Annotated in this window: 19 protein-coding genes and 2 pseudogenes; 7 read left to right on the top strand and 14 right to left on the bottom strand. The window is 65.4% G+C overall.

Features of this window, described 5'->3' with window-relative positions; translation table 11 throughout:
- Positions 1-183: hypothetical protein (locus tag ABTZ89_RS26130; RefSeq protein ID WP_351049370.1), on the top strand; the 183-nt coding region annotated here is incomplete at its 5' end.
- A 303-nt stretch (positions 184-486) separates the two neighbouring features.
- Here ABTZ89_RS26130 and ABTZ89_RS26125 read toward each other — a convergent pair.
- The 5 genes from ABTZ89_RS26125 to ABTZ89_RS26105 form a co-directional block, all read right to left on the bottom strand.
- Positions 487-897, bottom strand: a complete 411-nt coding sequence (locus ABTZ89_RS26125; RefSeq protein ID WP_351049367.1) for a hypothetical protein — start codon at positions 895-897, stop codon at positions 487-489.
- Between the two features lie 9 nt (positions 898-906).
- Positions 907-1,527, bottom strand: a complete 621-nt coding sequence (locus ABTZ89_RS26120) for a hypothetical protein (protein WP_351049365.1) — start codon at positions 1,525-1,527, stop codon at positions 907-909.
- 36 nt (positions 1,528-1,563) lie between these two features.
- On the bottom strand, positions 1,564-2,064 hold the full coding sequence (locus tag ABTZ89_RS26115; RefSeq protein WP_351049362.1) for a putative T7SS-secreted protein: 501 nt from the start codon (positions 2,062-2,064) through the stop codon (positions 1,564-1,566).
- Positions 2,064-2,351 (bottom strand): hypothetical protein, encoded by a 288-nt coding sequence (locus tag ABTZ89_RS26110; protein WP_351049359.1) that lies wholly within the window; start codon positions 2,349-2,351, stop codon positions 2,064-2,066. The genes ABTZ89_RS26115 and ABTZ89_RS26110 overlap by 1 nt, the downstream gene beginning before the upstream one ends.
- An 86-nt stretch (positions 2,352-2,437) precedes the next feature.
- The gene (locus ABTZ89_RS26105; RefSeq protein ID WP_351049356.1) at positions 2,438-2,740 is read right to left on the bottom strand and encodes an SseB family protein; all 303 of its coding nucleotides are present in this window, start codon (positions 2,738-2,740) and stop codon (positions 2,438-2,440) included.
- A 284-nt stretch (positions 2,741-3,024) separates the two neighbouring features.
- Between ABTZ89_RS26105 and ABTZ89_RS26100 the strand changes: the two are divergent.
- Together ABTZ89_RS26100 and ABTZ89_RS26095 are read left to right on the top strand one after the other, a co-directional pair.
- Positions 3,025-3,282 (top strand): annotated as a pseudogene (locus ABTZ89_RS26100) (IS630 family transposase); the annotation flags it as partial.
- Between the two features lie 3 nt (positions 3,283-3,285).
- Positions 3,286-3,507: a hypothetical protein gene (locus ABTZ89_RS26095; protein WP_351049376.1), complete on the top strand. Its 222-nt coding sequence runs from the start codon at positions 3,286-3,288 to the stop codon at positions 3,505-3,507.
- A gap of 121 nt (positions 3,508-3,628) precedes the next feature.
- On the opposite strand, the gene ABTZ89_RS26090 is transcribed toward ABTZ89_RS26095, so the two are convergent.
- Genes ABTZ89_RS26090 through ABTZ89_RS26080 form a run of 3 tightly spaced genes read right to left on the bottom strand, consistent with a single transcriptional unit; the run spans position 3,629 to position 4,759 of the window.
- The gene (locus ABTZ89_RS26090; protein ID WP_351049353.1) at positions 3,629-4,063 is read right to left on the bottom strand and encodes a hypothetical protein; all 435 of its coding nucleotides are present in this window, start codon (positions 4,061-4,063) and stop codon (positions 3,629-3,631) included.
- A complete protein-coding gene (locus ABTZ89_RS26085; RefSeq protein WP_351049350.1) occupies positions 4,060-4,263 on the bottom strand; it encodes a hypothetical protein in 204 nt (67 codons plus the stop codon). The genes ABTZ89_RS26090 and ABTZ89_RS26085 overlap by 4 nt, the downstream gene beginning before the upstream one ends.
- Positions 4,264-4,282: 19 nt before the next feature.
- Entirely contained in the window at positions 4,283-4,759 is a 477-nt protein-coding gene (locus tag ABTZ89_RS26080) for an IS110 family transposase (protein ID WP_351049349.1), read from the bottom strand.
- Positions 4,760-5,184: 425 nt separating this feature from the next.
- Here ABTZ89_RS26080 and ABTZ89_RS26075 point away from each other — a divergent pair, with 425 nt between their 5' ends.
- The 3 genes from ABTZ89_RS26075 to ABTZ89_RS26065 are packed head-to-tail and all read left to right on the top strand — an operon-like array spanning position 5,185 to position 6,804.
- Positions 5,185-5,784, top strand: coding sequence for a molybdopterin-dependent oxidoreductase (locus ABTZ89_RS26075; protein WP_351049346.1), 600 nt, complete (start codon positions 5,185-5,187; stop codon positions 5,782-5,784).
- On the top strand, positions 5,754-6,518 hold the full coding sequence (locus ABTZ89_RS26070; protein ID WP_351049343.1) for a ferredoxin reductase: 765 nt from the start codon (positions 5,754-5,756) through the stop codon (positions 6,516-6,518). The genes ABTZ89_RS26075 and ABTZ89_RS26070 overlap by 31 nt, the downstream gene beginning before the upstream one ends.
- A 1-nt stretch (position 6,519) precedes the next feature.
- Positions 6,520-6,804 carry a DUF6510 family protein gene (locus tag ABTZ89_RS26065; protein WP_351049340.1) on the top strand — a complete coding sequence of 95 codons (285 nt, stop codon included), beginning with the start codon at positions 6,520-6,522 and terminating at the stop codon, positions 6,802-6,804.
- Positions 6,805-6,995: 191 nt separating this feature from the next.
- Here ABTZ89_RS26065 and ABTZ89_RS26060 read toward each other — a convergent pair whose 3' ends face one another.
- The 5 genes from ABTZ89_RS26060 to ABTZ89_RS26040 form a co-directional block, all read right to left on the bottom strand.
- A complete protein-coding gene (locus ABTZ89_RS26060; protein ID WP_351049337.1) occupies positions 6,996-8,201 on the bottom strand; it encodes a cation:proton antiporter in 1,206 nt (401 codons plus the stop codon).
- 898 nt (positions 8,202-9,099) lie between these two features.
- The gene (locus tag ABTZ89_RS26055; protein WP_351049335.1) at positions 9,100-9,732 is read right to left on the bottom strand and encodes a group II intron maturase-specific domain-containing protein; all 633 of its coding nucleotides are present in this window, start codon (positions 9,730-9,732) and stop codon (positions 9,100-9,102) included.
- A 132-nt stretch (positions 9,733-9,864) separates the two neighbouring features.
- Positions 9,865-10,782: an NADP-dependent oxidoreductase gene (locus tag ABTZ89_RS26050; RefSeq protein WP_351049332.1), complete on the bottom strand. Its 918-nt coding sequence runs from the start codon at positions 10,780-10,782 to the stop codon at positions 9,865-9,867.
- Between the two features lie 159 nt (positions 10,783-10,941).
- Positions 10,942-11,082 carry a hypothetical protein gene (locus ABTZ89_RS26045; RefSeq protein WP_351049329.1) on the bottom strand — a complete coding sequence of 47 codons (141 nt, stop codon included), beginning with the start codon at positions 11,080-11,082 and terminating at the stop codon, positions 10,942-10,944.
- A 43-nt stretch (positions 11,083-11,125) separates the two neighbouring features.
- Positions 11,126-11,350 carry a hypothetical protein gene (locus tag ABTZ89_RS26040; protein ID WP_351049326.1) on the bottom strand — a complete coding sequence of 75 codons (225 nt, stop codon included), beginning with the start codon at positions 11,348-11,350 and terminating at the stop codon, positions 11,126-11,128.
- A gap of 373 nt (positions 11,351-11,723) precedes the next feature.
- Between ABTZ89_RS26040 and ABTZ89_RS26035 the strand changes: the two are divergent.
- Positions 11,724-12,053: pseudogene (locus ABTZ89_RS26035) on the top strand (ATP-binding protein); the annotation flags it as partial.
- Here the strand turns inward: ABTZ89_RS26035 and ABTZ89_RS26030 are convergent.
- Positions 11,956-12,405, bottom strand: coding sequence for a PAS domain S-box protein (locus ABTZ89_RS26030; RefSeq protein ID WP_351049373.1), 450 nt, complete (start codon positions 12,403-12,405; stop codon positions 11,956-11,958). The pseudogene ABTZ89_RS26035 and the gene ABTZ89_RS26030 overlap by 98 nt on opposite strands.
- Positions 12,406-12,420: the final 15 nt, after the last annotated feature.

Genomic DNA, 12,420 nt, shown 5'->3' with positions numbered 1-12,420 from the left:
GGCGAGGATCGCAACACCTACGTCGAGGACCTCTACGGCCTGGCCAAGATGTGGCGCCAGCCCTCCGGGGCTGGCGAGGATCGCAACAGGCGCCGGGTTGAGCGCATCGGCGACGCGGCCGTCCGTGGCGCCAGCCCTCCGGAGCTGGCGAGGTTCGCAACCGGGCGTCCATCGAGGGCGTGATCACCACCCGTTTCCAGGTGGCGCCAGCCCTCCGGAGCTGGCAAGGATCGCAACCTGACCCGACCGGAACCCACCACCACACCCGACACCGTGGCGCCAGCCCTCCGAGGCTGGCGAAGAGCGCATGTGTGCTTCGTCCACAATGATCGCGCTCCTACTGACTGCACAGCCAGCAGAACCCGTCAGTCGGCAGGGTTGGCTATCAAGATCTTCTCCGGGAACTGTCCTCCGCTGAGAACGCGGTCCCATCACGATCGCAGGGGCCACGCCGCGCATCGTGATTCAGTACAGTCCCGTGCCCCATCACCCATCCCCAGGCCCGTTGGCGGGACTGTCCATGGCTTCACGTTCTTCCCGGAGGATGTCGGGGAGGGCGTCCAGACAGCCTCGGCCCGGTTCTGCGGGGTTTGGCAAGGCTTCGAGGAAGCCGACCGCGAGCATGTTCCGCTCCGACGGGCTCACCTCAGGGTAGCGTGCTGCCATCCTTGCTACGAAGCGGTTTGCTTCCTCGAACGTGTCCGGGTCGGTCTCACGCGCGAGCCACGCCTCCGCATACCACTGCGCGACCTCGCTGAGAAAGATCGTCGGCAGGACCTCGTCAAAGTCGTCCTCATGCTCCCGCAGTAGATCGAGGACTGCTGGAAGCCCCTGGGCGAGTTCACGAACAAGATCGGAACCTGCGTTAACAGATTCCTCGAATGACGGGTCTAGCATGGTGGCGTCCTAGTCCAATCCTAGTGCGTCACGCAGGTTGTCTCGCTCTGCCTGGGCGATCTGGCGATCAGCCTCAGAAGCGTTCGGGTTCCTGCGAAGCCACCTGTCCAACGCTCGGATCGACTCTCTCGCCTTCTTCTCGTGGTTCTTGCCTTGGACGTCCTCGTTCGTAGCCCGCTCATGCCGCACCGCATCTGCCGTCGTGCCGTCACCAGTGCGGTCAGGATGGACCGTTCCCCGGTAAAGCGGACCAACGATGTTGTTGAGCTTCGGGTCCGTCACCGACGGTCGCACCGCCGCCGGAGGCTTGGGCGGGGGCTTACGCAGCAAGGTCTTGGCGACCTTACCCACACCGAGGGTCGCCGCGGAGACAAGCACGTCACCAGTGATCTTGCCCAAGGCACGATCACCGCGGCCGTTGGCCCAGTCGTCCCACGCAACAGCCGCTTTGAACGTCTCCACGGGGTGGGTGACGCTGTAGGCCATCGCGGAGACCGTGCTAGCGGGGTCGCTGATCAGCGTCCCGAGACCCTCACCGAACCCAGAAATGCTGTTCCAGATGCCGCCGTAGAAGTTCGCATCGGCCTGTTTCTGAGAATCCTGCGGAGCGAGGACCGCCTCCGCGGACAAGGCATCGGCCGTGCGGTCACCGACATCGGCGAGTTGTTACCGCGCCCGCTCCAGCATGTCCCGGGCGGCCTGTCGCTGCCCCTCACCAGGATCGACAAATGCGGGCGTCTGCACGACGGTGGGATCCCCGCGGCCGGCGTTGGCCTGGGTCCGGGCCTGGGAATCGGCCACCGCTTGATCGTGAGCAGCCTGCGCCCGCCGGGTGGCCTCTTCGCCTTGCTTCCATAACTCGATGGCTTCGGCCGCCTGGCCCTGTGCCCAGGACAAACATCCGGCGAAGGTTTCCAGGGCGCGGCGGGCGACGTTGAGCGAGTCTCCCGCTTTCAACCAGCGGGGGACCGCAGTCTGGTGTTCGTCATGGAAGCGGTCGGATGCCTCCCCTGTCCATGCACCGGTGTCGATCTGCTTCAGCGCTTCCCCAGCACGGATGCTGTCCTCCGCGCGTGCGCCCAGCACCCGGGCCTTTTCCTGGATCGCATCGGGTGCGCCGGGGATCAAGGCTTTCGGATCACTGGTCTGGCCGAGCTCAGCGGGCATTAGGGATGCCCCCTGAGCTCGAAGTTCGGTGGGTCAACCACATCCACGGCTGGGTCCTCGGTGAGGTGGCGCGCAGCTTCCTCGTCAATCTCGCGGTAGGTTCGTGCAGCCTCTCCCAGCTCGTAGCCCATGTTCCGGGCTCGGTCGCACAATGCATCCAAGCCAACCGACCACGCCGCGCAGAACTCCGCGAACTCGGTGTGAACCCATTCATGCCCGTACACCTCGGCTCCGCCGCACAGGTCACGCAGTTCGGCGTTGTCCTGATCAGTGACGATCTCGTCCATGCTCTTCGATGCGGCCTCCAACACGTCAATCTCGACGTGAAAACCTGGACCATCCACAGTGAACCCTCAGTCCGCCATCGCCCCGATCAGAAACCTGGGGTAACGAATTTCCCAGCAGAGGACGACACCCGACCGGTGCTCGTTGATTCTCGCCGACGAGCCAGCTGAGCCCACGCCTCGGCGGCCTGTGTCGCCGAGGCCACCCGAGTCAGCAGGGGAAACCGGTGCTCGTCGTTGGGGTCGAGCATTATCCCGACGCCTTCGGGAACCAACTCCAGCATGTCCGCGCCGCTGGTTGCCAGGTAGTCGCACTCCCCTGCATGGACAGCCAAGCGCTCCAGACGTGAGAAAACAGACGTCCACCGGCCCCGCCCCGCAACGTCAGCCACCCATACACCTGGTCGTGGTGTCCGTCGGGCGTACACGGTCGCCTCCGCAAAGGCCGCTCAAAAGTCCTGGTACGAACGCTCGCCGGACCACACCTGATTCGCAACGACTACCAGCGGCGGCTCACTCGACAGGTCGTCTTGTGACCTACCTGTGCTCACCGTCGTCCCCCACAACACGTCCCCCTGTCATCCGGCCGCCACACGATAAGCAGCCACCTCCCGAACCGTCAGCCCCACCCGCGATGATCACCCATCCAGACCAACATCATCTACACCCAACCCCAGTCCGTGACGTTGTCGGCCTCTACATGGCCCCGCCGGAAAACGCTGGTCCCGGCAGTGGACGAGAAGTCCTAGATTCAGGCAATCGACCGCACGGCCCCGATCTTGCCGATGATGCCCATCAGCCCTAAACAGGCCATGCACGACTACGTCCGCAACGGCACCACCAGTCTGTTCGCCGCGCTCGACTCGACAGCGGCTCGGTCATCGCCCAGCATCACGGGATACATCGCCACCAGGAATTCCTGTGGTTCCTCGAGCTGATGACGGACCGAAACACCGCAGCCGGTATCCCGCAGATCTCGGTCGTGGGCTGCGCCGATGTCGACCTCGTCGCGGCGCTGGGCAGCCTGCCGTCCGAGGACGACGCCGGCACGTTCCAGATCAATGACGGCAAGCTCAGGAAGGTGACCGCCACGATTCGCGAGTCCCTGCCGAATGCGGCCATTGGTTCGCTCTTCTCGTGTTCGTTGTGCGTCGCCTAGCCCGTCAAGGCAGGGCGGCAAGACCTCGGGCTCTACAAGTGCACGTCCTGTCAGAGTTCCAAGCCACGCGATTTCACCTGGACCCGGTGACGAAACTCAGTTCATCGGTATCGGCCCGGGCTTACAGGTCGTTCTTCAGCCTCGCCGACGACGACAAGGGGCGGATCGTGATCGGCTTGGGGAGCCCATCGGGAATCGCGCACTTCGGGTGAGGCCGTTCGATCACCATCGGCGCACCGGGCGCTCCAGGCGCTGGCAACGCGAGGATCGCTCGTAGCGCCCATTCCGGGGTGGCGTGGTACTGGTACGCCACCACGAGTGGGCAGAACATAGACGAATCACCGATGATCGGCGTCCGGTAGGCGCTGGCGTCGGTCTCGTCGCGGATGATGATGACGTCCGCGCTGGTGCTTCGCCGGTATGTGGCCGCGTAGAGCTCCCGAGCATCCCGTGGGCCCCAAAGGTTCAGGGTCCACCCCTTGGTGCGTAGCACGACCAGGAGGTCCTCCAGGGTCAACGACGTGTCTGCCATGTAGTCCGTCTCCGGCGGGTTCACGCTCGGCCTCCTCGCTGAAGGGCGTTGGCCAGTTGGAAGGCCACGTCCGCCCGCACTCGTCCCAGCTCCACCATCTCCAGGTGCGGAGACACCTGGTTGACCTGCAGGGAGGGCAGGACGATCCCGATCCCGATCAGCGCATCCCTCAGGGACTCCACTGCCGCGAACGGATCGGCGTCCTCCTGTTTCTTGATCGCCATGGCCCGAAGCTAGAAGCGGTCAGTGCGCCTCCGGTATGTTGTTTTCTCGAATTTGCTCGTCGTGGAGCCTGTTGACCGCGCGGACGCGGTCGGCGGCCAGGTCTTGCCGGCGGGCGACGAGAAGTCGCAGCTCGACGACGAGTTCGTCGTCGCCGTCCAGGATCGTCAGGTCCCGGCGCATCCGGGCCTGGTCAGCGATGATCAAAGCGTCCTTGGCGTCGGTCTTGCCCGCGCCGCGGTAGCCGGCGGCGGCCCGGTTGACCACGATGCCGGGCACGTAAGCGATTTCCTGGCCGTGGTCGAGCAGCAACGTCATCAACAGTGCCGATTCGGTGCTGTTGAGGTCGATCGCCCATCTGATCCGCTCCGCCAGGACATACACGTCACCGATCGCGGTCAGCAGTGCGGTCTCATCGTTGGCGACTCGCCGCGAGAACACCCGCTTGCCTTCACCATCGACCACGGCCACATGGTGGTGTTCCCGGCCGATGTCCACCCCGGCCCACAGTTGCGTCGACTCGCACCTCTCACCAGCGTTTCTGACAACGCCCGCAGACGACCCCGCCGCCAGGTCCCTACACAGCGATCGGTTCGCAGCTCTTAATCAGGGGCCGAGTCCGTCCTGGAGAGGCGGGCGGCGAGTCGAGGTGAGCCACACGATCGGCAGACGACTGAAAGCCACACCCGCCCCTCCGGGGCATCCGGCCCCTACGAGGCCGGACAACCAAACGGTAGGGACGACTGACCGTCTTGTGTGTTGGGGCCTTTCGGCTCTTCCGCGCTTTGACCGTGGCCAGCATGTTGGCGGGTGCCGATGCTGATGGGCTCTCGACATGTTGAGCGGCTATCGACCGCGTTCTGCTCGGTGTGCCCGATCAACGGATGGTGCTGGTTCGTGAGCTGTGCTGGGGAGGGACTGCGATGGGTATCGTGTCGCCTGGTTTTCAGGGGCGGCGGCGTACGGCCGGGCCACACTTACCGCCGGGCCAGTACCTGATCGAGGATTTTCCCGTGTTGTCCGCGGGCCCGACGCCGCGGGTTCCGCTGGATGAGTGGGAGTTCGTGATCACGACGGAGACCGGGCAGGTCCATCGCTGGTCGTGGCCGCAGTTTCGGGAGCTGCCCAGGGAGACGCCGAAAGTGGACATCCACTGCGTCACCAAGTGGTCGAAGCTGGGCACGACCTGGAGGGGCGTGTCGCTGGAGACGCTACTGGCCGAGGTGGACACGGCGGCAGATTTCGCGCTGGTGGACTCCTACGGTGGGTACACGACGAACCTGCCGTTGGAGGATCTGCTCGACGACCAGGCGTGGATCGTCTACGAGTACGACGGTGCCGATCTTCCACCCGAGCATGGAGGTCCGGCCAGGTTGCTCGTGCCGCATCTGTACTTCTGGAAATCGGCGAAGTGGGTGCACGGCATGCGGCTGCTGCTGGAGAACGAACCCGGATTCTGGGAGACCATCGGCTATCACGATTACGGTGACCCGTGGTGCGAGCAGCGGTATCAGGGCGACTGACCGGCCGACTGGGCTGGCGGGTCGCGCGTCTGGTCGACTACCGCGACGAGACGCCCACGGCACGCACGCTGGTGCTGGACGTAACGGGCTGGCCGGGACATTCGGCCGGGCAGCACGTCGACCTCCGGCTCACCGCCGCTGATGGTTACAGCGCGCAGCGCAGCTATTCACTAGCCGCCCCCGCGGACGATGATCGGCTGGAGCTGACGGTGCAACGGGTGCCCGATGGCGAGGTGTCTCCGTACCTGACCGAGGTGTACTCGGTAGGAGACCCGGTGGAGGTGCGCGGACCCCTCGGTGGCTGGTTCGTATGGCGCCCGGCAGAGACCGAGCCGGTGCTGCTGATCGCGGGAGGATCGGGCATCGTGCCGTTGATGGCGATGGTGCGGGCGCGTCGGGCGGCCCGCAGTCGTACACCGTTTCGCTTGCTCTACTCGGTCCGCTCGCCTGCGGAGGTGTATTACGTCCGGGAGCTGGCTCAGCCGACGCGTGGGGACGACGGCCTGGACGTGACCTACGTGTACACGCGGTCGGCGCCGCAGGGTTGGACCGGGAAACTCGGAAGGATCGGGATCGCAGACATCAACCGTGGTGGCTGGCCACCGGAGTTCGAACCGAGCTGTTTCGTCTGCGGCCCCACGGGTTTTGTCGAAACGGCCGCCAACATTCTCGTGGCGCTGGGCCACGCACCTGGGCACATCAAGACCGAGAGGTTCGGCCCGAGTGGAGGATGACATGACACAGCCGAACACCGAGCAGCACGTGGACGGCAACGCCCTGGCCGGGCCTTTGGCGGAGGTTTTCGCGGTCGATGTCACAGCGGCCGTCGAGCGTTGCATGGGCTGCGGGCGCACCGGCCCGGTCGCTACACTCCGCGTCTACCAGCGCGCACCCGGACTGGTCGCCCGATGTCCAGGCTGCGACGGGGTGGTGCTGCGCCTTGTCCGGGGTCCGGATAAGGCCTGGTTGGACCTGAAAGGCACGATGAGTCTCCAGATCCCGCTGGCAGGTTCCGGTTAGCCCGTACCCTCCCGCGTCTGGTGGTGCAGTTCGCGATATGCCGGGCCAACAGCGACGACGAGGCCCTCGATCCTGCCAACCGTCGCGGCTACGTCTACTCCCGTGACACGGAGGCCTCGCACAGCAACGGCCTATCCCGCAGGTCTCGAAAGCGCGGCCCACCGATCAATCATCCGGCCACCTCCCTGGCTCTACGTGGTTTCCGCCGTGCCTCCGCGGCGCTCGCTTGAGACCGGCTTGCGCAGCAACGCGAGGGCGATCGCTGGGAATAGGAGAACCGACAAGAGACCCGCGCAAATCAGCGCCGCCGCAATCACTGGAGTCATCAGGCCGAGCGCGACGCCGATCTGCGTCGCGGCAACCAAGAACGGCAGCGACGTCGCCTGCAGCAGCCCGGCCGCGACCGAGGAGCGTGTGCCAAGCGAGCGCTGGTAAAGCAGCGCTGGAGCCCCGCGCACGAGCAGCAGCGCGAGAAGGAATAGCGGTACTCGCAGTAACGCGGACGGAGTCGCGATCAACCCTCCGAGGTCGAGCTGCACACCGCTGGCGACGAAGAACACCGGAATCAGGAACCCGTACCCAATCGCCTCCAGCTTCGTCCGGAAATGCGGATGCGTAGCCGAGTCTCGATCGACCAAGCCCACGACCGCACCGGCCAGAAAAGCACCCAGGATGCTCTCGAGACCAAAGCGCTCGGCAAGCACAACGAAGGCCACGAGGAGCACGACCGCCGCACGAACCCGGATCTCCGCCGTGGTGTCCTGCAACCGCAGGAAAAGATCTCCCAGACGCATCGACCGCCCTGCCAAAGCCACCGCGAACCCAATGGCGGCCACAAAGGCGACGAAGACGATCAGCGACGCGAGCCGGCCTCCGGTGCTGCCGCCGGACGTAGAAAAGAGCAGCGACAGCAGGACCACCGCGGCGAAGTCGGCCACGGAGGACGCTGCGATCGTCATTTGCCCCATCGCCTGGTCCGCACGCCCGGCGTCCTTGAGCACGGGGACAACCAAACCCAGCGACGTCGCGGACAGCGCCACCGCGATCAGCATCGGATCACGCACCCAGCCTGCCGCGCCAAACGAGAAGCCCGCTGTCACGCCGATCGCCAAGCTCACCACGTAGCCGATCAAGGCCACCCGCAGCAGTGACCCGCGCAGGCGATGGAGGTCAACCTCCAGCCCCGCAAGAAACAGGAGAAACGCCAGCCCCAGCAAGGCGACGATCTGCACCGCCTGATCCATCACCACCAGTCCCAGCACCGATGGCCCCACGATGACCCCCGCCACGATCTCCAGGACCACCGACGGGATCCGCAGCCTCGGTGCCAGCCCGAGCAACAACGGCGCCAGAAAGGCAATGATCGTCAGGATCAGAAGATTCCCGAAGCTCGGCATCGCTCACCCCCGCTCAAACCGCTGATCCACCTCAAACAGGCGCAGCCATACCTCGCTGGCTGCGGAAAACGTAGGCACCGCGTGTCCGCGGCCACCCCTTCGCCCGGGCGGCGTCGCGGTCGACCAGCACGACCTCCCGGCACACCCCACCGCGCTCGATCAACGACAGCACGGTCGTCGACCCCACGGCGCCCACACCGACCACCCCGACCTTCACGGCGCACCACCCTTGTGCGGAAACGAAGTACCAGGCCAGTCCCCCTGTGTACCGCAGCCGACCGGCTCACGCCCGCCCGCGGAGCCGACGCCTCTCGCACCACATACAAGACCCGGGAACGCACACCCCAGCAAGCATGCCCCGATCTGGCTCACCACTGGCCATAAAGATCTGATGCGTGGCGCGCCATGCCCGGTCAAGACATGAACAGTCGGCGCCACTCACGCCCGGGGGCGCACCCAGGCCGGGGAGGTCTGGCTGATCGACGTGCGCACGGACAAACCGGCCTGGGTTCTGGACGACACGGATAATCACTTGCCTGCATGCGCGGGACGAGACGACACCTGCCAAGACGATCACCCAGATCTACATCGGGGCTCAAAAGAAGCCCACTGACCTGCACTTTCACGTCGGCCCGCAGGCCTTCACCGACGTCGCACTGACAGGGTCTGAACCTGCAACTTCTTGATCCCCAGTAGGCGTCCACAAGAGACGGTTACCAGTGAGAACCTAGGAGGGTCGGGAGCTGGCGCGGTGACCCTGATCTGCGGTAGGTCGCGGAGCCATCGGTGACCCAGCAGTTTTCCGTTGGGTCTTTCTTCTCCGTGACCGTGGTCTGATCGTGTTTCCGTTTCCAGCTCCCGCCCGTCAATCCGTGCATGCGGTTCTCCCGCACACGGCTTACCGACGCCGTTCACCGCCGGCATTCGGCACCACCCGCCAGGCCCTAAACGGCCTGGGCGCGATGACGGTTCCATCAAGGCGGATCAGCCCGAGTTGGTTGGCCGAGGTGAAGATCACCCGGCGTCCGAATGCCCGGAAGCGGCGATGCTTCTTGGCGATGAATCCCGCCAGCCGCATTACCGCATAGTTCCTGATCTTGTTGAAACGCACGGCTGAGTTGCCGTACCGGAAATAACCGGCCCAACCGCGAAGGAACCGGTTGATATCCCCCACGACCGTCTCACCACGCAGCAGCGTCCGGCGCCGGTCCGTCAATTCACGAATCTGGTCGCGAGTGTGCTGCATCGCCTTGTCCGCGGGCCAGCGACCGAGGAAGGCAACGCCCTTGGCACCCATGCGGCCTGGACTGCGCACCCATCGGTGATGGAAGCCCAGAAAGTCCAGCCCGTCACCGTTTTCGGTCAAGTGCACAATCTTGGTCTTGGCCGCCTTCAGCTCCAGGCCCAGCTCGGCCAGCACAGCCCTCAGCCGCGCTAGCGCGGCCTCCGCCTGTTGCCGCGAGCTGCACATCACCACAGCATCGTCGGCGAACCGAACCGAACCAGCACACCGTGCTGGCGGACGTTCCATGACCGGTCCACCTGGTGCAGATACACGTTGCACAACAACGGTGACACCGGACCGCCCTGGGCAGCACCGGTCACCTCGCGTCGCACCACACCGTCGTCGGCATGACGGCGCTGTTGTCCTATTCCAGGGCGCTCAGGGGCGCACGCGAATGACGGTCTTGCCCTTGCGCCGCTCGGTCGGGTTGAGCGCAGGGACGGCGTCGTCGAGGGTCGCGACGGTTCCGATGTGCGTGCGAAGGCGCCCGTCCCGCACCCGGTCGACGATCTCCACCAGCTGACTCGGAACGGACTCGACGACGAAGTCGACCGCGAGGCCGTCGACAGGGCGAGCCTCAGCAGGCCCGACCACCGACACCAGCGTCCCGCCAGGCCGGATGATGCTCGCCGAGCGCCTTTGAATGTCACCGCCGATGACATCGAAGACCAGGTCGACCCCGCCGATGTCTTCGAGATCGTCGTCGTCAAGGTCGAGGAACTCGTTCGCGCCGAAGTCGCGCGCCGCCTGGCGGTCCGCCGCCCGCCCGGTACCGATGACGTAGGCGCCGAACTCCCGGGCGAGCTGCGTCACCACAGATCCGACCGCGCCGGCGGCGCCGTGTGCGAGGACGCTCTGCCCCGCCTGAAGACGACCGTGCTGGAACAGGCCTTGCCATGCGGTCAGGCCGGAGATCGGCAGGCTCGCACCCACCGTGAAGTCGACGTTCCCCGGCAGCGGCGCAAGGTTGCGTGCCTCCACGGCCGCGTACTCGGCCAGGGTTCCATCGCGGTGCCAGTCCGTGATCCCGAACACCCGCTGTCCCAGCGAGAGTCCCGTCGTGCCGTAGCCGAGGGAGGTGACCACTCCGGCGAACTCGTGGCCGATGATCGCCTGGGCACGATCGTGACCGGAGCGATCGACCCACGTCGAGGGCCACTCCCACTCTGCAGGGACGAAGCCCGACGCATGGACTTCAACGACGACGTCGTTGATCGCCGGCGTCGGCTCAGGCCGCTCCGCGAGTGTGATCCCGGCTGCTTCCGCGGCCTGATCCGTCGCGACGATTGCCTTCATTGGTACCTCCGCATATCTCGTGCTCGCTGGCTCTATGCGCCGGTCTGTGACTGTGTGTGGTCCTCGTCGAGCTCTGGTGGGACTCGACGCGTTCCAGTGGTCCATTCGTCTGTGGTGCCGGACCTTGTAGCCGTTTTTCTGTGGGCTAATCAGCCCACTTCATGCAGTTATTAACAGTGGTTCCACTGGCTCGCTGTCATCGTTAACCACCAGCCACGGCACCATGCCCTCAACCGATACGACACGACCCCACTTCGGCAGCTGGATCGACGCGATGTCGCGCCCCGCATCGTCGAACACCCTCACCACCACCTTCCCGATCAAGGTGTGTGAGGTCTACCGGTCAACAACCACCCGGCGCACCGATCAGCCCGGCGTGTCGTTCCGTAGTCCGGTCAATGGAGCGGCCGTATTTCGGTCCCACCCCAGATATGGCCTTCGGATCAGCCGGATCCAGCGATCGCCCTTGACGAGGTGCCGAGGTCATCTCGATGGCTTTGAGCCACTCGGGCAACCTGTCCGCGAACTCGCCGCCGCTGGCCTCGTTGTAGATGTCGAAGTCGCTCACGCGATCGATTGGACACCGGGCCGCCACACTGTGCTGGCCAACAGCACCCAGGGATGTCCTGTTCGCTTGCAACCCGGGACTCGCTCGGCGCGTCGGCGTGCACCACACCTGTTGCGCTCGCTAGGGTCGCCTGGACCGCTTCTGAGCTGCGCGGACACCATCCGCCACACTCACGGCACCCCGGAGAAGCCGCATTCTCAGGGGGCCTGGACCTGTGCTGTGCTGTTGCATCCGAGCTCTTATTGATTGGGAACGCAAAGGTGTGATCTTCGTTGGTCTGGCATGATCGCTGGTGTGCGGGACGCGCGGAGGTTATCGCCTGAGGCACAGGAGGATCTGCGGCGCAGGGTAGTCGCGGCTGTCCGGCAAGACGATGCTCGCCACCGCGCTCGCGCGCGACACGGCCGAAGCCGGCAACAGGGTTTACTTCACCACCGCGGCCGACCTCGCCGCCCGCTGCCACAAAGCCGCGGTCGAGGGCCGCTGGCAGACCTGCATGCGGTTCTTCGCCGGACCGAAACTGCTCGTGATCGACGAGCTTGGCTATTTGCCGCTGCCCGGCGACGGGGCTTCGGCGCTTTTCCAGGTGATCAACCAGCGTTACCTCAAGTCGAGCACGATTCTGACAACGAACGTCGGGATCGCTGACTGGGCAACGGCTTTCGGCGATGCGACCGTCGCTGCCGCGATGCTGGACCGGTTGCTGCACCGCGCGACCGTGGTCGGCATCGACGACCCATCTTACCGACTCCGGTCACATCAGTCCACATCGGACAAGTTGCGCCAGGCGGTGAACGCGCCACCGATGCCGCGCTGTGCACGTCGCAGTGCACAGTCTGGCCATCCGAACGCACCAGCACCCGCTGGTGCACCCGCGACTGGTTCAGCGGTGCATCCAGTGCCGCGGCGTCCACGAACAGGCTTGCGCCCCGGTCGTCCGGGTGCAGCAGGCCCGCGGCGGGCATGTTGTTCAGATCCGCGAGCCGGTAGCCCAGCAGGCCGCACAGCGCCTCGTTGGCATCCAGCACGCGCTCGGACGCGTCGAACAGGGCGATACCGGCCGGGGTCAG

The sequence above is a fragment of the Saccharopolyspora sp. NPDC002686 genome (assembly GCF_040295745.1).
In the GTDB taxonomy this organism is placed as follows: domain Bacteria; phylum Actinomycetota; class Actinomycetes; order Mycobacteriales; family Pseudonocardiaceae; genus Saccharopolyspora; species Saccharopolyspora oryzae.
Note: the sequence above shows the minus strand (reverse complement) of the source record. Positions and strands in the feature narration are given on the sequence as shown.

Coding starts and splice junctions, on each gene's coding strand:
- ABTZ89_RS26060 (WP_351049337.1), bottom strand. CDS start 8,201: ATGCCGAGCTTCGGGAATCTTCTGATCCTGACGATCATTGCCTTTCTG.
- ABTZ89_RS26115 (WP_351049362.1), bottom strand. CDS start 2,064: ATGCCCGCTGAGCTCGGCCAGACCAGTGATCCGAAAGCCTTGATCCCC.
- ABTZ89_RS26095 (WP_351049376.1), top strand. CDS start 3,286: ATGACGGACCGAAACACCGCAGCCGGTATCCCGCAGATCTCGGTCGTG.
- ABTZ89_RS26055 (WP_351049335.1), bottom strand. CDS start 9,732: ATGGAACGTCCGCCAGCACGGTGTGCTGGTTCGGTTCGGTTCGCCGAC.
- ABTZ89_RS26110 (WP_351049359.1), bottom strand. CDS start 2,351: ATGGACGAGATCGTCACTGATCAGGACAACGCCGAACTGCGTGACCTG.
- ABTZ89_RS26075 (WP_351049346.1), top strand. CDS start 5,185: ATGGGTATCGTGTCGCCTGGTTTTCAGGGGCGGCGGCGTACGGCCGGG.
- ABTZ89_RS26125 (WP_351049367.1), bottom strand. CDS start 897: ATGCTAGACCCGTCATTCGAGGAATCTGTTAACGCAGGTTCCGATCTT.
- ABTZ89_RS26065 (WP_351049340.1), top strand. CDS start 6,520: ATGACACAGCCGAACACCGAGCAGCACGTGGACGGCAACGCCCTGGCC.
- ABTZ89_RS26085 (WP_351049350.1), bottom strand. CDS start 4,263: ATGGCGATCAAGAAACAGGAGGACGCCGATCCGTTCGCGGCAGTGGAG.
- ABTZ89_RS26050 (WP_351049332.1), bottom strand. CDS start 10,782: ATGAAGGCAATCGTCGCGACGGATCAGGCCGCGGAAGCAGCCGGGATC.